Origin of the sequence: Chroococcidiopsis thermalis PCC 7203 (genome assembly GCF_000317125.1) — a bacterium.
In the GTDB taxonomy this organism is placed as follows: Bacteria; Cyanobacteriota; Cyanobacteriia; order Cyanobacteriales; family Chroococcidiopsidaceae; genus Chroococcidiopsis; species Chroococcidiopsis thermalis.
On sequence record NC_019695.1, the window covers coordinates 3,351,888 to 3,374,195 of the forward strand.

General features: G+C 40.1%; 19 protein-coding genes and 1 CRISPR repeat array. Of the genes, 2 read left to right on the forward strand and 17 right to left on the reverse strand.

The annotated features are described in order from the left end of the window. Nucleotides 1-21 precede the first annotated feature (21 nt). The gene (locus CHRO_RS32310; protein WP_181245291.1) at nt 22-171 is read right to left on the reverse strand and encodes a hypothetical protein; all 150 of its coding nucleotides are present in this window, start codon (nt 169-171) and stop codon (nt 22-24) included. Nucleotides 172-224: 53 nt separating this feature from the next. Then, entirely contained in the window at nt 225-884 is a 660-nt protein-coding gene (gene hpsJ-A / locus CHRO_RS14765; RefSeq protein WP_051033239.1) for an HpsJ-like protein, cyanoexosortase A-associated, read from the reverse strand. A gap of 7 nt (nt 885-891) precedes the next feature. On the opposite strand from hpsJ-A, the gene CHRO_RS32315 reads away from it, so the two are divergent. Beyond that, on the forward strand, nt 892-1,035 hold the full coding sequence (locus CHRO_RS32315; RefSeq protein ID WP_181824176.1) for a hypothetical protein: 144 nt from the start codon (nt 892-894) through the stop codon (nt 1,033-1,035). 6 nt (nt 1,036-1,041) lie between these two features. Here the strand turns inward: CHRO_RS32315 and CHRO_RS14770 are convergent, their stop codons facing one another. From CHRO_RS14770 to CHRO_RS14830, 13 genes are all read right to left on the reverse strand, one after another. After that, nucleotides 1,042-1,725, reverse strand: coding sequence for a cyanoexosortase A system-associated protein (locus CHRO_RS14770; RefSeq protein ID WP_015155028.1), 684 nt, complete (start codon nt 1,723-1,725; stop codon nt 1,042-1,044). Then, a complete protein-coding gene (gene crtA / locus CHRO_RS14775) occupies nt 1,722-2,597 on the reverse strand; it encodes a cyanoexosortase A (protein ID WP_015155029.1) in 876 nt (291 codons plus the stop codon). Before crtA ends, CHRO_RS14770 begins: the two co-directional genes overlap by 4 nt. 25 nt (nt 2,598-2,622) lie before the next feature. Further along, on the reverse strand, nt 2,623-3,753 hold the full coding sequence (locus tag CHRO_RS14780; protein WP_015155030.1) for an aldo/keto reductase: 1,131 nt from the start codon (nt 3,751-3,753) through the stop codon (nt 2,623-2,625). Between the two features lie 488 nt (nt 3,754-4,241). Beyond that, nucleotides 4,242-4,511 (reverse strand): Txe/YoeB family addiction module toxin, encoded by a 270-nt coding sequence (locus CHRO_RS14785; protein WP_015155031.1) that lies wholly within the window; start codon nt 4,509-4,511, stop codon nt 4,242-4,244. A 7-nt stretch (nt 4,512-4,518) separates the two neighbouring features. Continuing rightward, nucleotides 4,519-4,761, reverse strand: a complete 243-nt coding sequence (locus CHRO_RS14790; protein WP_015155032.1) for a type II toxin-antitoxin system Phd/YefM family antitoxin — start codon at nt 4,759-4,761, stop codon at nt 4,519-4,521. A 153-nt stretch (nt 4,762-4,914) separates the two neighbouring features. Beyond that, a CRISPR array of direct repeats spans nt 4,915-9,061; the repeat unit is 37 nt; unit sequence GTTTCAATCCCTAATAGGGCGTTAATTAAATTTCAAC. Nucleotides 9,062-9,273: 212 nt separating this feature from the next. Continuing rightward, a complete protein-coding gene (gene cas2 / locus CHRO_RS14795) occupies nt 9,274-9,561 on the reverse strand; it encodes a CRISPR-associated endonuclease Cas2 (RefSeq protein ID WP_015155033.1) in 288 nt (95 codons plus the stop codon). A 21-nt stretch (nt 9,562-9,582) separates the two neighbouring features. Then, a complete protein-coding gene (cas1d, locus tag CHRO_RS14800; protein ID WP_015155034.1) occupies nt 9,583-10,587 on the reverse strand; it encodes a type I-D CRISPR-associated endonuclease Cas1d in 1,005 nt (334 codons plus the stop codon). A 42-nt stretch (nt 10,588-10,629) separates the two neighbouring features. Further along, nucleotides 10,630-11,223, reverse strand: a complete 594-nt coding sequence (gene cas4, locus CHRO_RS14805; protein WP_015155035.1) for a CRISPR-associated protein Cas4 — start codon at nt 11,221-11,223, stop codon at nt 10,630-10,632. Further along, nucleotides 11,210-12,073, reverse strand: coding sequence for a CRISPR-associated endoribonuclease Cas6 (gene cas6, locus CHRO_RS14810; protein WP_015155036.1), 864 nt, complete (start codon nt 12,071-12,073; stop codon nt 11,210-11,212). Before cas6 ends, cas4 begins: the two co-directional genes overlap by 14 nt. A 10-nt stretch (nt 12,074-12,083) precedes the next feature. Beyond that, the gene (gene cas3, locus CHRO_RS14815; RefSeq protein WP_015155037.1) at nt 12,084-14,765 is read right to left on the reverse strand and encodes a CRISPR-associated helicase Cas3'; all 2,682 of its coding nucleotides are present in this window, start codon (nt 14,763-14,765) and stop codon (nt 12,084-12,086) included. Further along, the gene (locus CHRO_RS14820; protein WP_015155038.1) at nt 14,758-15,585 is read right to left on the reverse strand and encodes a hypothetical protein; all 828 of its coding nucleotides are present in this window, start codon (nt 15,583-15,585) and stop codon (nt 14,758-14,760) included. Before CHRO_RS14820 ends, cas3 begins: the two co-directional genes overlap by 8 nt. 3 nt (nt 15,586-15,588) lie before the next feature. After that, nucleotides 15,589-16,464 carry a hypothetical protein gene (locus CHRO_RS14825; RefSeq protein WP_015155039.1) on the reverse strand — a complete coding sequence of 292 codons (876 nt, stop codon included), beginning with the start codon at nt 16,462-16,464 and terminating at the stop codon, nt 15,589-15,591. A 2-nt stretch (nt 16,465-16,466) separates the two neighbouring features. Next, a complete protein-coding gene (locus tag CHRO_RS14830; protein ID WP_219335931.1) occupies nt 16,467-18,785 on the reverse strand; it encodes a hypothetical protein in 2,319 nt (772 codons plus the stop codon). A 308-nt stretch (nt 18,786-19,093) separates the two neighbouring features. Between CHRO_RS14830 and CHRO_RS14835 the strand changes: the two genes are divergently transcribed. Next, the gene (locus CHRO_RS14835) at nt 19,094-19,957 is read left to right on the forward strand and encodes a WCX domain-containing protein (protein ID WP_015155041.1); all 864 of its coding nucleotides are present in this window, start codon (nt 19,094-19,096) and stop codon (nt 19,955-19,957) included. Between the two features lie 37 nt (nt 19,958-19,994). Here the strand turns inward: CHRO_RS14835 and CHRO_RS14840 are convergent, their stop codons facing one another. Beyond that, entirely contained in the window at nt 19,995-20,432 is a 438-nt protein-coding gene (locus tag CHRO_RS14840; RefSeq protein WP_015155042.1) for an Rrf2 family transcriptional regulator, read from the reverse strand. Nucleotides 20,433-20,585: 153 nt separating this feature from the next. Next, nucleotides 20,586-22,301 carry a response regulator gene (locus tag CHRO_RS14845; RefSeq protein WP_015155043.1) on the reverse strand — a complete coding sequence of 572 codons (1,716 nt, stop codon included), beginning with the start codon at nt 22,299-22,301 and terminating at the stop codon, nt 20,586-20,588. Nucleotides 22,302-22,308 lie beyond the last annotated feature (7 nt).

Genomic DNA, 22,308 nt, shown 5'->3' on the forward strand with positions numbered 1-22,308 from the left:
TTGGAAAAAGTGAGTGGGAAGCTAGAAGTTAGCAGTGATGGTAGTTGGTAGTTGGTAATTGGTAAGAAAGTGGTGGGTGTTGATGCGGGTGTAGGGGAGCCAGCGCCGTGTGGGAGGTCGGTGTGTTGTGGGGTGTGGGGTGTAGTGGATTGTTAACTGGTCACTGGTCACTGGTCACTGGTCACTGGTCACTGGTCACTGCTCCCTGCTCTCTGATTCTGCACCTACGATCCAAATTGACTTTGGTTGACGATTTTGCGGGTTTTCTGCCAAATAACTAGAAAGAAAGTTCCAGAGATGAGCGCTCCTAAAGATATTTTGATTGTATTTTTGATTTGCGTTCCAAGATTATTTTCGCGGCTAGCTGCTTGGGCTTGAAGCGATCGCTCGTTCTGAGATAAGCTAGCCAGCAATTGTTGTTTAACTACCTCTGGATTTCCTATTTCTGGCGGAGTCGCTTGAGGATTAATGCGGCTTAAAATTGCTGCTATGTCTGCTGATGTTTGGGCTTTATTTATCTGTTCTTTTAATTGCTGAATTTGTGCCGATCTTGTGGCAATTTGAGTTGAACTTTGTTGGTCAATTCTGACAATAGCGCTAATCGCTAATGGTAAGAGCAAAAAATATAAAATTCCTCCTAATAAACTGAGCCAGGATAAAAATTTAAAGAACCGGAATTGAGATTCTCCAATTAAAACAAAAATCAGACCTAAAATTGGTACGGGTGCGCGTTCTACAAGTTGATTTGCTAGCTGAAACTCCCACACGGGATTAGTAAAATTGAAAGGAATCAGAATTGCTAGCAGATCTAATAAAAATAAAGATAATAAAGTATAGCCTGCTAAACGAAATAATGGTTCGAGATAACTGTGCGATTGTGCCACAAGATGGATGACCTGTTGTACTGTTTTCTTTGAGACAAAGGAGAGGGGGAAGACAAGGGGGACAAGGGGGACAAGGGAGACAAGGGAGACAAGGGGGACAAGGGGAGCAATTCTAGTCACTAGACACCAACCACTAGTCACTCTTTACTAATAATTGTTAAATTGGAGGAAAGCGAGAACTCCACCACTTATATGAAGAAAACCAAGCCTGTTCTAAGGTAGAGTAAGCTTCGGACGTAGGCTGTTTTAAAGGTAAAGATAAATGAGTCCAAATGCAACGGTTATCTCTTAATTCTTGTCTTCCCAACAACCATAATGCAATTCGTGGAAATTGAAAATCATAGCGCAAGCGATTTGCGTCAAATTGGGAAGGAGTGAACGTACTACCACCACGAGAATTAATACATGCATTTAAATATGCTCTTTGTTGGTGTACGAAAACTGCGTAATAACCTAATTGTGGATTGTGGCGAATTTGCAGTGGAGATTGATTGGTTGGAAATGATAGATTAAGATTGTCTGCGATCGCTTGTTGTCCATCTCCTACAGTATTTAATTCATAGCGCGCATCAACATCGAGTAACAAGTCGTTTTGCTTGTATTGATAGCGTCTACCTGGAAATGCTACCTTACCATATGGTTCTTGTTCTACAATTCGATCTGGTAGCGGTTGACTTGCGACTTGCTGCCACTGTGGAAGAGGAACTGTAGCAGGAAATGTAAAAGGGGTAACTTTTCGCTTACCAATGTTTGAATCGAGTAACACTCGACTAGATACAAACAATACATTGACAAATGTGAAAATTAATAGCGGTGTTCGCAAGCGTTGCCAAAACTTCATAGTTCAGAAAGTTCTCTCTTGTCTGAATGTTCGGAAGGTAATCTTTTACTAGTTAAATAACAGAATCCTCCAAATAATAAAGTAGAAGTTAGAAAAAAAACTTGCGAACCCGTACCGATGTGCCAGTATTTAAATGTAGCTTCGGCTGTGTAAGCGTGTAAAATGGCTAGAATAGCGACTCGTACTCCATTGACAACAAAAGCGATCGCAACTGCGGCTAAAGGAACGAGGATTTTTTGCATTGTTTTTGTCGGAAACATGACTAAAAATAATACAGATAGTTTTAATAAAGGAAATATACTTTCCCAACCAGAACAACCAGCAGCTACCTCTACAGCTTTGCCATTAGCCAAAATAATATTGACTCCCTCGCGATAAAACTCTACTCCTAGATAAGTCAAAATCAAAGAGGCAAAATTTGCCGTGTATAGAGCGAGAATTCCAATTCGATTAATGAGCAACTCTACAGGAATCGAAAAAGCAAAGATAATGATTATCTCTTGCCAATATTGATGTAATTTGTTGGCTCCAGAAGCAAGTAAAACCAATCCTATAGCAGCGATAAAGGGAATAAAATGAAATAAATTGTCGAAACTAGTCATCCATAGACTTCTGAGGAGAACAAAGCCTAGAAGACTAAAGCCGAGGAAGCTAGAAACAATATCGCTTTGTAAAATTAATTTGTGGCGCTTTTCCCATATTAAAATTGCCACAGCCAACCAACAAAGAAGACTGAGAATAAATTGATTTGAATCGGCATTACTCCGCCAAATTAAACTTGCATGAATAGTCGCTATACCACTCGCGATCGCCATTAACCAAAATTGCGGTTCTTGTAGCGATCGCCATTCATTTTGGGAAAAAACTTTCATAAAATTACCAATTACCAATTACTAATCATCCCCATAACCTACGTCTAGGAGATCCATTCAAGCGATCGTGAGTATCAGATAATAATTGCGGAATATCTAATTGTTCGGGACAGCGCGGTAGACAATCACCACACTGAGTACATTTATTTGCTTTCATGCCAGGAAACCAGTGTCCAGCATTTTCAAACATTTGATAACGATATTTGCCGTACTCCTGCATATTGTATGCAATAGTCAGATTTCGCAGGCGCAAAACTTCGGGAATATTAATTTTTTCAGGGCAAGGCAAACATTTGTAGCATTGACTACAGCGATCGCTCGCTAAAGTTGTAGCAGCATGAGTTTCTAAGCGCTGTAATACTTTAATTTCTGCATCAGTTAGAGGTGTGTCACAGTCAGCGACTTGTAAAGGGACGTTTAACTCTTCTGGGGTGGCTGCACCGATGCTGAGGGTAGTAATACGGCGATCGCTTAGTAAAAAGCGATAATTGAGTTCTAATGGGGAAAAAGGCTGGCACAAGTCTTTAAGCTTCTCTGGTGGAGTGTATAAGAGTCCTCCCTTATCCGCAGGAGAGATAATAAATACACCCATATCTTTAGTATGGGCGAGTTCTATTGCTGGGGCATGACGTTGAAAAAAGTAGTAATAATGTAGGTTGACAAATTCAAATAGATCGGTCGCGATCGCTGCTAGTATTACATCTAAAGATGCGTGAGTGGAAAAACCAACGTGTCTTACCCGTCCATCAGCAACAGCTTCCCGTACTGCTTGCATACAACCATTTGGTTGTTGTACGAGATCGAGATGTTCCCAAGTGTTTATTCCGTGAATTGCCAAGCAATCTAAGTAATCGAGTCCAATACGTTCTAAAGATTCATCAATATAACAATGCATTGAGTCTGCATCTGTCGTAGGGGGAATTTTGGTTGTGATGTAAAGTTGGGAACGGGGGACAGGCAAACCTTTTTTGAGTGCTGCACCGAGATATAATTCGCTGTCACCATAGCCTCTAGCTGTTTCGATGTGATTGATTCCTAGTGCAACTGCGCGATCGATTGTTTTATAGGCATTTTCCTCCGAAGCCAAGTAACGCATCGTGCCTAACGAAAACACCGAAAGATTGAGATTTGTTTTGCCAAATCGTCGGTAGTGCATTGGTTCAGTCTGTACTAGGTTCAATCCCTAATGGGAGACAACTAAATTTCAACCATAGCGCAGCAGGCGATCTTATTCCAACACTTCCGAAAAAAAAGTCAATTCCTAATAGGGAGATCGTTAAATTTCAACATGCACGGTGTAGCCTGTTCTTTTGGTTTCATTGTGGTTTCAATCCCTAATAGGGAGGCAATTAAATTTCAACGCGATCTAGCTATCTTGGTATCTGCAATTAATCGTGTTTCAATCCCTAATAGGGCGTTAATTGAATTTCAACAATCAGCTCAGTCTCTTCTCTAATCTGCAACCCGGTTTCAATCCCTAATAGGGCGTTAATTGAATTTCAACTATTCGAGCCATTAATCGAGTAGTAGGAAATCGCAAGTTTCAATCCCTAATAGGGCGTTAATTGAATTTCAACGCAGTTGATTGCACGGCTGTATTGGCTCCAGGGGTTTTGCACTTTCTGGTCTAGTTATCATGCTGTCTCACTCATAATGCGTCCACATTCTCACAACTCTCACGATTCGTTGTTTCTCTAGCACTTCATAGACTAGGCGATGCTGGATATTAATTCGTCGGGAATAGTAACCTGCTAAATCCCCCCCCAATTTCTCGTAGGGTGGGGGGTTTTGGTAAGGATTCTCTGCAAACACTGCTAGCAATTGCTCTGCTTTTGGCTTCAGTCCAGCAGACGCTAGTTTTTGAGCGTCCTTTTGAGCTTGTTTGGAGTAAATCAGTTGCCACCCGCTGCTCACTACTCGCTTACCACTCCAGCTTGGTTGCACTCTCTTCGATTGGCTCTTTACGGGCTTCCAGGATTGATTCTTTCATCCCTGGAATTGACATCAGGTATAGCGTTTCTTGAATGGCAGTCCAGTCTTCTAGGGAAACTAGCACGGCGCTGTGGTGCTGTCCTTTGATTGTGACTGGCTGGTGAGATTCTGCTGTTTGGTCAATTAGCTTGTAAAGGTTGTCTCGCGCTTCTGTGGCTGAAAAGATGTTCATGTTACACGTCGGGATAACGTTGTACATTCATTCTATTCGGATGTCGAGCGAGCTGTTTTTCCTGTTGGGAAAGTAGTATAGGAGCTGATGCCTCGTCAAACTCAGTATTTCTCTACTGTAAGGCTTTGATGCCTCATCACTGACTCATCACTTATTTCAATCCCTAATAGGGTGTTAATTAAATTTCAACGGCGACGTAGACATCCAAGATCTACTATTAGCAAAGTTTCAATCCCTAATAGGGCGTTAATTAAATTTCAACCTTTTACCTTGACTTTTCTCGTTGTCGCTTCCATCAGTTAAGTTTCAATCCCTAATAGGGCGTTAATTAAATTTCAACCGCTTTATCTCTCTCTCTTTGCAATTGGCGCATTTCGTTTCAATCCCTAATAGGGCGTTAATTAAATTTCAACATTCAACTTCCCATTGGTTTGCTATCTATGTTCTTGTTTCAATCCCTAATAGGGCGTTAATTAAATTTCAACACAACGAATTCAAGCATAGACTCGATCATGTCATGTTTCAATCCCTAATAGGGCGTTAATTAAATTTCAACCCTTAGAAATCCGCATTAACCGCTTTATCAAGCGCGTTTCAATCCCTAATAGGGCGTTAATTAAATTTCAACTTAAGGTTAATCTCAAAATTAAAAACTAGCTGCTTTTGTTTCAATCCCTAATAGGGCGTTAATTAAATTTCAACATAGCCATTCGTACACCCATCGCACCAAGAACTACGTTTCAATCCCTAATAGGGCGTTAATTAAATTTCAACCTGGATTTACACAACGCGATCGCTCAAAATTCACATGTTTCAATCCCTAATAGGGCGTTAATTAAATTTCAACCAGAATTAGCCGCAATCTCGCGATAGCGGGAACGACTGTTTCAATCCCTAATAGGGCGTTAATTAAATTTCAACATTGGGACAGGTGAGCAAACCTGGGACGTTTTCGATGTTTCAATCCCTAATAGGGCGTTAATTAAATTTCAACTTCTCGGCTCTAATTCTTGAACCCACTGCTGAATACGTTTCAATCCCTAATAGGGCGTTAATTAAATTTCAACAGGCAAGTATAGGGGGCTTCTTTAAAAAGTCCTAGTTTCAATCCCTAATAGGGCGTTAATTAAATTTCAACGCACCAGGACGCTAACAGCAGCACCTTCCTTGTTTCAATCCCTAATAGGGCGTTAATTAAATTTCAACAAAAACGATTCTTGTCTGCTAGTACCTAATGCTCTAAACTGTTTCAATCCCTAATAGGGCGTTAATTAAATTTCAACTCTCGCCCTAATTCACAATAACCGCAATAAAAACAGTTTCAATCCCTAATAGGGCGTTAATTAAATTTCAACGGTCAACCACCCAGCACTCCCAGCCGTCGTAATCTGGTTTCAATCCCTAATAGGGCGTTAATTAAATTTCAACTTTCACCGCAGGGTACATTGCAAAAATGAATCAAATAGTTTCAATCCCTAATAGGGCGTTAATTAAATTTCAACCCCTAGTAGCTAATCCCCTATCTCCAACTCCACTCACACCGTTTCAATCCCTAATAGGGCGTTAATTAAATTTCAACTCTAATAATAATTTCCTTTAATGATGCGATTTCCTTGTTTCAATCCCTAATAGGGCGTTAATTAAATTTCAACTTCCCGGTAGCAGTGGCTGTATTGTCCTTAGGTTTCAATCCCTAATAGGGCGTTAATTAAATTTCAACCTCAATCCTTGGTGCTGAAACTTGGGCGGGAACGTTTCAATCCCTAATAGGGCGTTAATTAAATTTCAACCAGCCATTATTTATCTCTCTAGTTATTGTCTACGTTGAGTTTCAATCCCTAATAGGGCGTTAATTAAATTTCAACTCGCGCCGCGACCGCTGCGATCATATTTTTTCCCCCGTTTCAATCCCTAATAGGGCGTTAATTAAATTTCAACTTTAGCAGCATTTTCGTCTCGCCCGTTCACTGTTTGTTTCAATCCCTAATAGGGCGTTAATTAAATTTCAACGCCCTGGGGGAGTCAATCGCGGGAGTGTATAAGCGTTTCAATCCCTAATAGGGCGTTAATTAAATTTCAACCTCATTGCTTTTCTACTCAAAAAAATCTAAGGAGTTTCTTACAATGCGTTTCAATCCCTAATAGGGCGTTAATTAAATTTCAACCGGCTAAATAGCCTTGCTGAACGGGTTTTCGCTTGTTTCAATCCCTAATAGGGCGTTAATTAAATTTCAACGCTGTAGAATTAGCCACTACATTACCAGCAGCATCAAGGTTTCAATCCCTAATAGGGCGTTAATTAAATTTCAACTCTAGTAGGAATTGCAGCTTTCTTAGACAGATATTTCGTTTCAATCCCTAATAGGGCGTTAATTAAATTTCAACCCAACCGAGTCCCAACCGAGCGATCGATGAAGTCAATCGCGCCAAGTTTCAATCCCTAATAGGGCGTTAATTAAATTTCAACTCCCCTCGTAGGTACGTTATATGCATGCAGCTAGCGAGTTTCAATCCCTAATAGGGCGTTAATTAAATTTCAACATCGCCTTCCATCTCCACCACCGCTTTCAAATGCTGTTTCAATCCCTAATAGGGCGTTAATTAAATTTCAACTTTGCATTCTTCCTACTTCAGTTTATGCCTCTATTCGTTTCAATCCCTAATAGGGCGTTAATTAAATTTCAACTGTTTTGTAAGACGTTGCATACATATTATTAAATCTGTTTCAATCCCTAATAGGGCGTTAATTAAATTTCAACAAAGAAACTGGTTCGAGCTTTAGCAGATATCAGCCGTTTCAATCCCTAATAGGGCGTTAATTAAATTTCAACGCAGCTCACCAGAAAGAGCATTAGCAGCATCACGGATATGTTTCAATCCCTAATAGGGCGTTAATTAAATTTCAACTACCAATGTAGCCGCCAGTTCCAGCACCCAAAACAAGTTTCAATCCCTAATAGGGCGTTAATTAAATTTCAACCTGTCCTTCGCTCGTTTTAGCCATGTGGGAATTTGTTTCAATCCCTAATAGGGCGTTAATTAAATTTCAACCTGAAATTCCTCAAGGTGTGCGAGATTCTTTTGGGTTTCAGTTTCAATCCCTAATAGGGCGTTAATTAAATTTCAACTTCTAGCTTATCTGGAGTTTTAGGAGAATTCCTAGTTTCAATCCCTAATAGGGCGTTAATTAAATTTCAACGCGATTAGTAGTCCGTCTTTCGCTGCCCGTAGCTGTTTCAATCCCTAATAGGGCGTTAATTAAATTTCAACGTCATGTTTCCTGGCTCTCCGATAATGTCTGAAAGCGTTTCAATCCCTAATAGGGCGTTAATTAAATTTCAACTAAAACGCGATCGCTCCCCCTACTCCCTACCAATGTTTCAATCCCTAATAGGGCGTTAATTAAATTTCAACTTCGCGAATTATCTTATTCGCAATCTTTTTGTTGTTTCAATCCCTAATAGGGCGTTAATTAAATTTCAACTGGTAAAAGCTGTCATATTCTCGGGTTAAAGTATCAGTACTAGTTTCAATCCCTAATAGGGCGTTAATTAAATTTCAACCATCAGCAAGTCTTAGCCCTAATTCGCCTGGTTTGTTTCAATCCCTAATAGGGCGTTAATTAAATTTCAACCGCAGAACTAGCAATTACAGAGTGTGTTGAATAATGTTTCAATCCCTAATAGGGCGTTAATTAAATTTCAACTTCTTCCACGCCTTTATAGATTTACAGCACCACACACTAATAAAAGTTTCAATCCCTAATAGGGCGTTAATTAAATTTCAACCTGTTGCCGGTCAAATTATCGCAGTTAGGTACTGGAGTTTCAATCCCTAATAGGGCGTTAATTAAATTTCAACTTGAAGGCGTTTGCGGATGGTTGCAACTACGTTAATCAGTTTCAATCCCTAATAGGGCGTTAATTAAATTTCAACATTCGGATCGAACTCAAACTCGCCCACATAGGTATAGTTTCAATCCCTAATAGGGCGTTAATTAAATTTCAACTTCCTTTGGTTTTCTTGGGTGGTTTGTCGCACTTCAGAGGGTTTCAATCCCTAATAGGGCGTTAATTAAATTTCAACGAGCAGCCGTTCGTACAGCTCGATAGCAGTTTCCTGTTTCAATCCCTAATAGGGCGTTAATTAAATTTCAACGGAGAATTAGAGGCAGATCCACGCTTCCGCTATGTTTCAATCCCTAATAGGGCGTTAATTAAATTTCAACGGGAGAAGAGTAGTATAGGTGCTGTTGCCTCAGCAGTTTCAATCCCTAATAGGGCGTTAATTAAATTTCAACGGCGGGAGCCTGAAAACTAAGCCATATTTAGTTTTCAAGGTTCGAGAGCGCGGATAAAGCAATAATAGCATCACAAAAGCTGGTTCATGCAAGGTACAAATTGTGAAAACCTAGACGTAGCAAGGAGCGCGGTGGGTCATCAGCTATTATTCCTGTAAACTACTGTATCGCGCCGATCGCCAGCATTTTTTTCAAACTCTCTGTACCAACACCTACCCATCCGCGCATTCAGCAAAGAAAATAGTGTCATCATAAACTGGTTCACCACCAATACGCTCAACTTTACCAAAACAGCAGGCGCATAGAAAATAAAATCGAATACTATCAGTATCCGGCTTAATTAACTTATTTAAACGCCAACGTAATTTAGCATATTGAGTATCGCTCAACTGGCATTCAAACACGCTGTACTGCACCCATTGCCCGTAAGACTTAAGAACGTTATGGATTTTGGTACGGCGCTTATCTTCGGAGATATCGTAAGAAATAACAACATTCATGGTGATTTTCTCCCCTCACGCCTACTTCAAAATCAACGGTGGATATTTCTCACTTTCACCCATTAAGTATTTCGCTAGTAACCGTGCTTGTAGTTCAAATGCTTCTTGGTAACTACATTTACGTCCTAGAACTGGGTGCTTGAACTCAGACTGCTTCTTCTGCGCGTATAAGCGCAAGAATGTTTTTCGCCCTTCCGCAGTCAGAGATACCGCATGACTTAACGGTTCCGTCACAAATTCTGCGGGTGTCAAAAGTCGCTTATTCAAGGCAGATAACACGACTGCATCTACTATCAAGGGACGAAACTCTTCCATTAAATCCAATGCTAGCGCTGGTCTACCATAACGTTCGCAGTGGAGATATCCTAAATATGGATCGAACCCAACAATATCGATCGCCCCTTGAATATCATGCCGTAATAATGAATAGCCAAAGCTGAGTAAAGAATTAACTGGGTCAGTCGGCGGACGGCGGCTGCGCGTGGTAAAAGTAAATTCTGTAGCCCGAATCAGTTGATGGAAGCAGTTAAAATAAGCCGCACTACCAGCACCCTCCAAACCGCGCAGCGAGTTAATACTGTTAGTCGTGTCAATCGGTGCGATCGCCTGCTCTAAACGTGTAATATATGCTGATAAATCTAAGTCTGGAAATTCCCGTTGGCGACGGATAAGTAGATTTCGGTAGTTTTTTAGCTTACCGCGCACAAAACCTTGAACTACATGAATTGCTTGAACTGACTCACCAGCTGCTTGCCATTGTGCCTTGCGAACAAAAATGTTTTTACTAACTTCTGGCTCCAATCTACCTAAATAACGACCTGTTTCTGTCAGAAAAGTCAGAGGTATATGGCGTTCGAGTAGTTCGGAAATCGCCGCTGGTGAAACGGTAGCACGTCCCATAACTACAACACCATCTATTTTAATTAACGGCACATCTAAAATTGTTTTTTTATCAAATCTGACATGAAGACGTTCATCTGCTTTGCCAATAAAAGCATCTTCTTGAGTGATATAAACCGTACCCATAATTGCATTTGTAGTCGATAAGTTACATCAATACAACTAAACTTACTTGGCTTCTTGATAGCGTCCGATCTTATCTACAGCACCAGGCAAGCAGCGTGAAAATAAGCTACATCCATCACAGCGTTTTGTTTTAATAGCCTTTGGTATCTCTCCTGTCATTAGCAATGTTTGAACGGCTTGAATAGTTGCGATCGCACTTTGACGCAATTGGTTAGTAATTTCTACTAGTTGACGTTGGTGCGAATGAGCATAGTAAATATAGCCATTACTAATACATTGTCCAGTCATTTCTTCTAAACACAAAGCTTGGGCGCAAACTTGTAGTTCGTCGTTATCCCATTCTCCTTTACGTCCTCGCTTGTATTCCACTGGATACCATTGACCGTTTTCTACTTCAATTAAATCAGCCTTTCCAATTAATTTGTATCGTTCGGACTTCAGCCAAATTGCTCGAATTTGCCGAGTTTCTTCTCGACTTCCTTCTCCTAACGTATGAACGCGATCGTGTAAACTCGTTCCTTCAATTGTGTATTGGTTATCGATAAATTCCCCTACACAAAACATTCGCCAGCAGCGGTGCGGACAGTAGGCATATTGATTTAATGCAGCGATAGGAATGTAATCAAGATCGTCCATGATTTTTCATATTTGAAGAACGCGAATCAATTGTTGACAGACGGCGTACCATGCCCATACCCATTGTTGTTTTACGTCCTACACCCGTATATAAAGCAAAGTCAGCTAAAGCGTTAATTTGCTTAATTACTATTGGTTCGACATCTCCAAGAATGCGATAGCTAATTTCACCAATACAGCCAATAAACTTACTATTATAATTGCTAATTACTTCCGTTTGAATATTGACAAAACTTGGATAAATTGAGTCAAAGGAGATATTAGTAAATTCAATTCCACTATATTTATGCCAACGTCCTAAAAGACTGTTGAAAACGCATTCTTTGACGGGAAGAATCGTATCGTATTCACCTTGACGAAAGGATACAGGCGTAGTAAGAGTGAAGCTAAGAGTGCGATCGCGATCGCTAGCTTGTTCGTATAGTTGGGTATAGGTGCAAGCATTTGCCCAAGGTTGCATCGATTGGGGAGTACCGAGAATACTGGTAATATACAAGTCTGCGGAACCTAAATGCCAAGGGTGTTTTGGGTTAAGATTCAGCCACAGTGGGGTTAATTTGCTAAATAGAGTGTCATCGAGTAGGGAAATACGCCACCAGCAGGGAGTACCTGCGGGAATGGGTTTTTGATGACCAAATTGTAAGGTATGGTGATGTTTGTGCTGTCGTTGTATTTGCAGGGGTGAGAGGGTGAAAGCTTTATCTGCATTGGATTGATGCAGGTAGTTTCCCAAGGTTTTATCGACAGAACTAATGAGGGTGAGGAATAAGGCGTGGAGGTGCCTGCCAGTCAGAAATTCAGGGTAGATAGGAGATTGCGGAATCAGGTTGAGGACGAGGCTGTGAGGCATGATATTAAATCTAATCTGACTTTGTTTTCAATGCTTTTGTATATGTAATAATTGCTGACTTGCGATCGGTGTGTTTGCAAAGTAATTTTTCATCACAATTCGTCGATCTGAGTTTAATAAAAATACCTGGCAATTCCACAAATCCTAATTCTGGATTATATGAGTATTCACGCTTTCCATCATATATTTCAGCACCTTCCTGATTTTTGTGAATTTCAATTACTATATCCTTAGAATAAGCACAACCCCAGCCTAATTCTCTTTCATCAAAGCGTGTAGTTTCTCGATCGTAATAACGCTCCAATACATAAGTATTAGCAAAATCGTTCTCATCATTCTTTATTAGGCGATCGACAGGTACAGTTATTTTATGTGGATTTTCACAGCCATCTTTATAAATCAATGTTGCCGAAGGTGTCCAACTACGAGTAACAATCAATCCTTTTTCATGGGCATGTTTACAAGTTAAATCTGCCTCATAAACATAATCATGCAGCATGGAAAATAGTTCGATGACTCGATAATCATCAACTTGTTCAGAAACAGAGATACATTCACTAATTTTTTGAGCATTAAACTCTGATAATGATTCTAGAGTTTTTTGGTAGATTTGCCAGCCATTTTCATCTAAGCTATTGGAGAATTCAGGAATTGAATTACCGATCGCTATCACTTTAGCATTATGTATATTACCTTTGCGGTTGCATCTTCCCGCGCGTTGAATTAAGTTTTCTGGAGGACAAATTTCAGAAATCAGTACTTTAGCATTTAGATCGCAACCAACTTCTATAGCACTAGTTGTAATCAGAAGATAAGGTTGATTACTGGAATCTCGTTTTTGAATTTCAGCATAAATATTTGGTCGCAGTTGGTCGGCAATTCTACCATGATAGAGAAATAAAAATCGTTCTGACGAGCGATCGCTAAAATTTAAGTCACTTTTTACTTTCTGATAAATCTCGACTGCATCTTGAACCCTTTCAACAACTACAATTAGTTTTTGTTGAGATTCAGTCTGCCATTCTCTAAGGATGATTTGAGTATATTCATTTTGATAAGCTTCTGGATGTTCTGAATCTCGTTTAATACTATTAATCCATTCAAAGCTTTTTTTGTTGGGATAATCCTGTTTTAATGTTTGTTCTTGAAATTCTTGGAGTGCATGGTATTTTTCCGAATCTTCAATATAATCTATTTGTTCTAGATAATCAAAACGTTTTAAATACTCGCTTGGCATTGTAGCTGTCATAAGCATAATAGAACGTCCAGCTTCATATAACGATTTCACTAAACTGTTAAAGTTTGTAAATGAAATTTCATCATAACTATGAGCTTCATCAAAACAGATAAGTGTCTTCTCTTGATTAATTCTCAAAGGAAAAATGAATGACTTTTGCTTATCTCCAAAAGCAAAGTAGCGATAAAGGAATTTATCTATAGTCGTGAGAATAACATCACCCTTGTATAAATGTCGTCTAGAATTGGATGTACGAAATTTTCTTTCTTCTCCATTTTTGTAGATTTGGCGATACATTTGCGCTCCTGTATCTACAACTAAAGAAAATTCTCTATTTGGATGTAGTTTAGAAAATTTTTTTAGATAGTCTTCAGTTCTTTGTTTTTGGTCTTCCAATAAACTACGAGCGGGCAGAGGTAAAATTAAACGATAACTTGATGCTAGGGCTGGAAATAGAATTGACTCGAATTTCCCCGAACCAGTAGAAGACTTCAATAAAATGGCAGGATGTTGGTCTTCATGAGAATTATATATTTTTTCAAACATTTCCTTTTGCATTGGGTTAGGCTGAAAACCTCCCAACTTTTGATAAAAGTCTTCTACCGTCCAAATTTTAGCTTGAATGCTAGAGTTATAAGGCTGAATAGTTATTGTTTTAGTAATTGATTCTTGTGAGTTACCTTGATGAAATTGCCACCAGGTTTTTACTATACGATCTAGTATTTTACCAATAGCTTCTTCTCTACCATCTTGAATACATTTTTTTAATTCTCCATCTTTATCAATTTCATTAGACTGCATGACCCAAGACTTGAAAGTTAGTTCTATAGGTTGTAAATCTTCAAAGATCCAAGGCTCGATAAAATATTTTGTGTCGTCTAATTCATCTGGTGCAATTGTAAAGTCCATAAAGGCGCGAGAATCTGCCTGGTTTCCATCGCCAAAAACTCTACAGGCTAACTCAGCTTCTATCTGATCGCACATTTCCAGAATATATAGTTCGCGGGCGTAAGCTAGCGGTTCTTTAGTCAAAATATCAGCATATTTTTGTTCTTTTTTTAGTTTGTATGCTTGACTGCATATATCTTCTACCGAAAAATCATGATGCCCGATTGCTAAAGCTTCTGCCCAAGCATCTTTGTCACATTTAGCTAAGTAACGATGTCCTCTAAATGAGTAAGTATACTCCTTAAATTTACTCATTTTCGTAATTTTCGCTTGAATCTCAAATCTTTGAGGTTTACCTATATCGTGAATCTTTGCTGCTTCTAAAACTCTTGCAAAAGAAGACTCTGATGGAAAATCTCTTTTGCTCCATTTCTTAACTAAAGCCATCACATTACCAACATGATTTCCCAGAGGTTGAAAACGAATTTCGCTAGGAATTGGCTGTGCTTCACCAGGAAAGAATACTCGACCAAACTTAAATGAATATTGACGATGTGCTTTAGACATATGCTTCACCTCTCAGCAAGTTAACCAGCGAAACAGGAATATTAATTTCATTTCCATCTGTGAAATATTCCAGAGTCGGAGGATTTCCTGTGTCTTCTGTAAAATAGGCGGTAACAAAAGGAATAAATCCTTCAATTTTGGTTACTCGATTATCTAAAAAACCTTCTTGTTCTGATTGATAACTTGTATCCCTTGCCCATTTGTAACGATACATGTTGTAAATATCGCACCCGCTTACAAACTGCTGACTTTGTAACAGAGCTTCCATTGGTACAATTGTTGAAGGATATTTAGCAGCGGTTTCTTGATATAAATTCACGATTTCTGAAACTTCTGAGACAATCGCAAATCCTTCTTTACCAAGCTTACAGCCGTAACCTACTAATTCTTGAAAATACTCTAATCCATTTCGAGAATCAGCTAATACATAACCAGTCAGTTTTTCAGCTATAAAATATTCCCAAGTATGCAACTGAAAATTCGCTTTTTCGCCATCTTGATAAATTCTAGAAAAGGCATCATGGTTAAACTCTCGCATCCCTTTGCGATAGGTACGATGAACGGCACTCCACGTTCCTTTGGCTGGATACGCGCCTAAAGCTAAATAATGCGGAGGTAAGGCATAAACTGGCGGATTATCGCTGTTAATGCGAGTTTCTGGAATTTCCAACCCAACAGACATCATGCCTAGCCGTCGCAAGAAGCCAGATAAAGTTGTTGGAGGAACGAAGGGATAAGTAGCGATGTTAAGAATTGACCCAGGCAAAACGCGAAAGGTCATCGCTGCTGTAGGTTGAATTTTCAGTTCGACACAGTACATAAATTATGCCTGCAATACAGTGTCAACAAACAAGGCAGAATACTCTTGTAATTTCTCTAGTGCAGCATCTCCTATCCAACGTTCAAAATGTGGAAGTTGAATTCGATCGCTGTTTGTTTCTGGACTTCTAGCAAAGCGAAGAAAATCATCAATAGCCTCTTGTGGGTTAGTAATTGATGGAGAAATCACCGGACGCTTTCCTCTGGGAACGAGGTATCTATCCACAACTAGAAGAGGCATTTGTTCGGAAGTTTCTGCGATCGCTATTCCTTTTGGATTTCCAGAACCTATACGTGGCAAGCAATCTAGAAAAGCATAAGCTATAGAAGCAAACTCTGCGTCTGTGATACTCAATGCGTGATTAGTTACTGGATAAAGAATACCTGGTTGGTTGTACTGGCGTTTAAAGGGAGTAGGTTTTTCTTCCTTTTTAGATAAATTATTGGAAATAATTGCTGGATGCATCGCTCGTTGTTTATCTACGGGATAAATATCCTGTACTGCTACACCTCCACCATGTGTAACTCGACCAATTAAAGTTTTTTTACCTGCTATTAAACCGCCGTAAGTTGAGCAAATAGGACAAGTAGGTAAAGCGCAGGTTTCAGGTATGCCACACTTAAGTTTATCTCCTAACAATTCACCAGTGCAGACAGGCGACCAAATTAAACTACGTCGTTCAACACCACGTCGTTTTGTTGGGGAAATATAGCATTTTTCTAAAGAAAGTCCATCTTTGGTTGTTAGTTTTACTGTCTCAACCAAGTTAATATTCACCTGTACTTCATGACCGAGATAAAGTTCTTGAGAGCCTTCGAGAATGGCATAAATATCAAAGTGCAGGCGTGCATCGCTAGTTTTGGGAAGTCCAGTTGCCATAATTATTTTTTCTCACTCTTAGTTTTTGCTTTGGTTAGTAGTTCAGGGAACCGAGTGTAAAGAGAAAGTTTGAGATTGTAAGTTAAGTTTTTCCAATCCTTTTCTGCAAGATACTCTTTCTTATGAATGAAATGGTCGTAAACTCTTGTTATATCTTCTGCAAATATGTTTAGCCTTGCTTGTTGAGTTTCTTTATCTATTTCTTCTCTCTCGGAAATAGATACCTCTATTTTTGCCAGTAACTCTTTCAAACGGTCATAGATAAAGCTACAATCTGGATTTCGATAAAATTGTACTTTTGTTATAGTTCTATTTACCTCTTCAAAGGGTTTATAGTAATCACAGAAAAAGTAAGAAAATGCATGACCATCTTCAACCTTTTCGATAAGTTTACTCAATTCGCGCTCTGCATCTTCCTTTGATAAGCACTCACTTGCAATTCTTTTGAATGATTGAGCGAAGGCATAAGTTAAGCCAGTTAAAGCAGCAACATCCTCGTACAAAGTTGCTTTTTGCCATAGTTGATGTTCTTTGTTCATAGTGCTTTCTCTAATCATCTCCCAATATTTTTTGCGGTTTTTTTCTGTCTCAACGACATTTGAGTAGTTAGTAGGTTTTGCCAGTATATAATCTGCCAAATAAGGTAAATCCTGTTGAATGTAGCGTATAGCATCACCCAAGGTCATATTGACATCTTTGTCAGCGTTGATAATTGACTGACCGTAGCTATTCATTAAACCTTTGACAAGAATTAAATGTCTATTGGCTATTAGAATTTTTTGGCTACCTTGGGTAATCAGCCAAAATTCAAAATCTGCTAAAACTTCTACAGGAAAGATTGAAGCAGCTTTAGCCAGTGCATACTGCACTTGACCCATTTTTTGAGAGGCAATTTCTCCTGTATTTGTGCGATCTGAACTTAAAATTAAATAGCGACCTGCACTCAAATGCATCTCTTTATTTGTCAGCATTCTGAGATAGTCTTTTATTTTTAACTCAGAAATTGTACTGCCACTAAGAGACTTAAGCTGTAAAACAATACTTTCATCTGTCACTTTCAGAGGTGAAGCAAAAGCTAAGGCTGAACAGGAAGCACAAATGTGAGGTCTACCTTCACTCGACGCTGACTGACGACGTTGAGAAGGACGCTCAAACATAAATCTCAAAACTTGCCAGCGTGCATTTTTTGGGTCAAGCTTAACACCGCATGAATAGCAAAATTCTTTACTATCATCTCCAGGCGATCGCGCCTCTCCTAAAATCGGTTCTTCTGTCAGTAGCGGTTGTGGTAATGATTTCTTCGGCTCATTTTCTAACAAGCGATACATCTCTGAAATACATTGAGTAAAGATATCACCACGAGTTGAGTTAATTTGGTCGGTAGCAATTTTTGTAAAGTTTTTAGCAATTTTATAAATTTGCTTAAATTTATCTGGATTTTGTTGCTCATCTAGCCGAACAAATTTGAATGGATCGCCTTCAGACTGCTTGAATAATTCCAATTTTTGCTGAATAGATTCTTGAGAAAGAATCAATATTTTTTTTAATTTTTCTTGTTGCTTTTGTAATTTTCGCTGTTCTGCTTTAGTTAAACTTGATTGGAATAATCGAGTTTCGAGTTGTCTCACCTCTTGCAAAGCTGCGTTTTGTTCTTCTAAGCTTCCACCAAAAGACTTGCGAAAATACTCAGTATATTTCAGAGTTTCCTTGTCTTGCATCGCTAGCTTATCTTGTAGCTCTTTTGTTTTAGCTCTGCGCGTTTTGTCATCTAAATCAAATTCTGCAAGCTCTTTTTCTAATAGATAGATCTGTTTTTGGCGGTTATTTTGACGTTCTCCGACATCTCGCACTACTGCAAAATACCAAGCAGCTAATACATTAGATTGCTCGTTAGTCAAAATTGGGACATCTAAAGTACTAAATCCCCGTCCAGAGAGGGTTACAGAATTTAGCATTTGAATGAAAGTCTGCACTAACCCTGGTAATTGATGTTTAGTATCTCCATAGGCAGAAAAAGCTATTTCTTGCAAAAACTCTTGCCAAAGTTCTACAAAGCTGGGTATTTGCTGATTGGGAATGAAAACTCTCACATGGCGATCGCTTTCATCAAGTACAACAATTTGATATAGCTTTTGCAAGTATTCTAAAAATCGGTCAATCGCACTTTCAGTACTTAATCTTGCTTGCAGCTCACCAGGTAAAGGAGGTTTGTAGAGAATCTGAATTTTGCCAATTTCTTGACTTTGGTAAATGACTCTATTTCCATCAAACTCAAGCTCTAGCGATACTTTTGGGGTTTGATTGGGTTTTGCTAAGTTCAACTCTCGCTTGAGTCGGGGAGAGTCAAACTGTGCAGCAATTGTTACTGCTTCCGATCGACTTGCTAATGCCATCATCAGAGTGGACTTCTGAACTGATACGACACCACTAGCCAAGGCGCTAATCAGAATTCTGATTTGATTAGTGTCAGTCATTTGATTCATTTAGTTGATGCAATTTCTGAGTGTGGGAGCAGACAGCTGTTTCAATGCCTCCTTTTTTGCCATTACATTGACTCACGTATAGAGCATTTACATTTACACTAGAAATAATGACACAACATTTTCCAAAGTGCAAATACATTTTGTAAATGCCTCGAAAAAAAGACACGATTACACTGTCAATTCCGCCAGGAACCAAGGAAAAACTAGAAGCGATCGCCCGTCGCCTCAATATTCTTTGGGGCAAAGACCCCAGTATTTCGGGCTTAATCGTGGCGATCGCCCAACACGCTGTAGAGGTGGGAAAGCCCTTCACGCTTGACTTTAACCAAGTCAACGCCTTGCAGCAGGCTATCAAAGCGCTTAACGATGCAGGTCAAATTGGCGAATCTCAAACTGTACTTACACTTTTATTAGAGCGAGGAAACCTTGATGCATCAATCCGCCAATCATTGCTCAAACAAGCCAGTAAGCTCTTACAAGCATGGCGAAGTCAAATTGATGAGTATAGACAAAAGCAACAACCGTTTTATTTGTTTTATGAAAATTCCCAAGGTGAAGAACTACAGTACACCGTGCGCTATGCCGAACCGCGCTTTTTCGATAAGCGGTATTACTTACTCATATGGTGCGAGGAAACGGAAGATGTAAAAAATTCGATTCCCAACTTACCCGAACTTTGGCACAATCGCACTTTAATCTTCGATCGCATTCGTTTAATCGTACCCGCAAGCGGTGAATGGCGAGAGGGATTAGATCATCTAAAAGTATACTTACACTTTCAGGGTTGGATGGTGAAATCCTATGAACGTAGGGAAGATGACTTAGAAGACGAAACGATTGGGGATGTGCGTCAAGTCGTGCGGCGAGTTGTTAACGAGTTTTGGCTGATTCGAGAAGTCCTGCGTTATCGGCAAGATTGCGTCATTGTATCACCACAGAGTATGCGCGATCGCCTCAAACAAGAACTCCTTGCCATGTGCCAGTTGTACGATATCGAAACCAAAAGTTAAATATGGCAAGGATACGAACTAAAAATGCCGCTTAAGTCTAGATATAGTACATATAATCTAACTGCCGACGAGCGGCAACGCGATCGCACAAGTCTTGGAGCGTATAGTTTTGCCAAACTGCATTCGCCGCCTGTTCTGCTGATTGCCAAATTTCCTCAACTGCGCCTCGTTCTGCTCCTTCAGCAGTGCTTTGCTCTACAGAAGATGCGATATCTAATCCTTCAATACATCGCAAAGCATCTAGCAGCGTAATTTGGCGTGGTTCGCGTGCCAGGATGTAACCACCCTTAGCTCCACGGATACCCTTAATCAGTCCGCCTCGCCGCAATATTGCCAGCAGTTGATCCAAATAACGCTCTGGTATATCTCGTCTGGCTGCTATCTGCCGAATTTGGAGCAACTGAGCGCTCTGATAAGCATTCGCCAACTCTAACAGCGCCAGCAGTGCATATTCAGATTTGCTCGAAAGTTCCATTGGAAAAACTAGCCGGAAAGGACGATGTTTTTACTTTAGGTGACAAGATGGCGCGAAACAAATAGAGTTTCTTATCAGCATGATAAACAAAATTCATCGATCCTGACCAGTATCAAAGCGATCGCATATCCCAGCGACACGAACAAAGCCCCCTCAATTTATGGATTGATGCATAGGTAGCGTCACGATAAATTTTGCTCCTTGGCTTGGCTTACTTTCAGCTGCAATACTGCCACCATGCCGCTCGACAATCTTACGGCAAATTGCCAAACCTATACCCGTACCTTCGTACTCGCTGCGACCGTGCAACCGTTGAAAAACTTGAAAAATGCGATCGCAATACTTTTGGTCAAAACCAATACCGTTATCCTCAACTGTAATTTGACAAAGATAAGTATTTAGTAAATTCTCAGTTAATTGTTCTCGATTATCGATAATTTGACTGTATATCTTCACACGAGGAGGTTCGTTTTTTCGCCGAAATTTGAGGGCGTTGCCAATCAAATTCTGCAATAACTGACGCATTTGTAACGGGTCGGCATGAATGCTTGGCAGCTCGCTCAGCTCCACCTGCGCCTCAGTTTGTTGAATTAACACTTCTAAATCTGATAGTACCTCTTTTGCTACCTTGGCAAGATTCACTGCAACGAAGGGTTGCGCTCTAGTTGTAATTCGTGAAAATACGAGCAAATCGTCAATTAAAATCTGCATTCTCTGGGCTGCATTTTGCATCCGTCTTATATAGTCAGCCCCCTGTTCGTTCAGCAGCTCGCCATACTTTTCTTGAAGTCTGTTGCCAAATGCTTGAATCTTGCGCAATGGTTCTTGCAGATCGTGAGAGGCGATCGAGGCAAACTGTTGCAGTTCGGCATTCGATCGCGCTAGCTCCTGAGAGTAGCGAGTTTCTTGTTCTAAAAGTTGAGCTTGAGTTATAGCAATACCAATTTGATCGGCTAGCTGTCCCAGCAACTCTGTCTCAAAATCAGTCCAGTCTCGCGAGCTACTGCATTGATGAGCAATTAATAGACCCCAGAGTTCTGCTTTGATCGTAATCGGCACGACCAGTTTTGCTTTAACTTGGAATTGCCGCATAAATTCAACTAAACACGGCGCAATGTTTTCTTCCCGTTCCACATCGGCAATGCCGCGAATTCGCCCTTGACAGTAAAGCTGATGGCAATCTTCTGGAAAAACTTCCGCAGCAAATTGCTGTCCCAGAACTGAGAACCAACCAGGTAGCACTGCCTCAGCAACTGCACTACCAGTACCATCCGATCGCAGGCGATAAATTACGACTCGATCTGCTTGCAGAATCTTCTGGACTTCGATCGCCGCCGCTTGTAGTATGTCCTCTAACTGAAGTGATTGACGAATTTTCAGCGTCACTTCCGCAAATAATTGCGATCGCTGATACTGCCGTTGGCGCTGCTCGATCTCCTGCTCTAACTGCACGTTTTGCGCTTGGAGTTGCTTGGTTAGCGATCGCAACCGCAGATGTGTCTGCACCCTTGCCAAAACCTCTTCATGCTGTAATGGCTTAGTCACGTAATCGACTGCTCCCACCTGTAAACCCTTCACTTTATCTGCTGTTTCAGATAAGGCAGTCATAAAAATTACCGGAATCTCCCGCGTTGATTCACTGGCTTTGAGGCGGCTGCAAGTTTCAAAACCATCTATCCCTGGCATCAAAATATCTAACAGGATCAGATCTGGTGAGGCATATGCTGCTTTTTGGAGCGCGCTTTCACCATCTTCAGCGATCAAAATTTTGAAACCGTAATTAGTTAAGAAATCGAAAAGGATCTCCAAATTAGTAGGAGTATCATCGACAACTAGGATCGTGCCTGGTTCGGCAGTAGCCACGCTCATTCATGCC

Excerpts from the sequence above, each read along its gene's own strand:
- CHRO_RS32315 (WP_181824176.1), top strand. The coding sequence starts at position 892 with ATGACCTGTTGTACTGTTTTCTTTGAGACAAAGGAGAGGGGGAAGACA.
- CHRO_RS14770 (WP_015155028.1), bottom strand. The coding sequence starts at position 1,725 with ATGAAGTTTTGGCAACGCTTGCGAACACCGCTATTAATTTTCACATTT.
- crtA (WP_015155029.1), bottom strand. The coding sequence starts at position 2,597 with ATGAAAGTTTTTTCCCAAAATGAATGGCGATCGCTACAAGAACCGCAA.
- CHRO_RS14780 (WP_015155030.1), bottom strand. The coding sequence starts at position 3,753 with ATGCACTACCGACGATTTGGCAAAACAAATCTCAATCTTTCGGTGTTT.
- CHRO_RS14790 (WP_015155032.1), bottom strand. The coding sequence starts at position 4,761 with ATGAACATCTTTTCAGCCACAGAAGCGCGAGACAACCTTTACAAGCTA.
- cas2 (WP_015155033.1), bottom strand. The coding sequence starts at position 9,561 with ATGAATGTTGTTATTTCTTACGATATCTCCGAAGATAAGCGCCGTACC.
- cas1d (WP_015155034.1), bottom strand. The coding sequence starts at position 10,587 with ATGGGTACGGTTTATATCACTCAAGAAGATGCTTTTATTGGCAAAGCA.
- cas4 (WP_015155035.1), bottom strand. The coding sequence starts at position 11,223 with ATGGACGATCTTGATTACATTCCTATCGCTGCATTAAATCAATATGCC.
- cas6 (WP_015155036.1), bottom strand. The coding sequence starts at position 12,073 with ATGCCTCACAGCCTCGTCCTCAACCTGATTCCGCAATCTCCTATCTAC.
- cas3 (WP_015155037.1), bottom strand. The coding sequence starts at position 14,765 with ATGTCTAAAGCACATCGTCAATATTCATTTAAGTTTGGTCGAGTATTC.
- CHRO_RS14820 (WP_015155038.1), bottom strand. The coding sequence starts at position 15,585 with ATGTACTGTGTCGAACTGAAAATTCAACCTACAGCAGCGATGACCTTT.
- CHRO_RS14825 (WP_015155039.1), bottom strand. The coding sequence starts at position 16,464 with ATGGCAACTGGACTTCCCAAAACTAGCGATGCACGCCTGCACTTTGAT.
- CHRO_RS14835 (WP_015155041.1), top strand. The coding sequence starts at position 19,094 with ATGCCTCGAAAAAAAGACACGATTACACTGTCAATTCCGCCAGGAACC.
- CHRO_RS14840 (WP_015155042.1), bottom strand. The coding sequence starts at position 20,432 with ATGGAACTTTCGAGCAAATCTGAATATGCACTGCTGGCGCTGTTAGAG.
- CHRO_RS14845 (WP_015155043.1), bottom strand. The coding sequence starts at position 22,301 with ATGAGCGTGGCTACTGCCGAACCAGGCACGATCCTAGTTGTCGATGAT.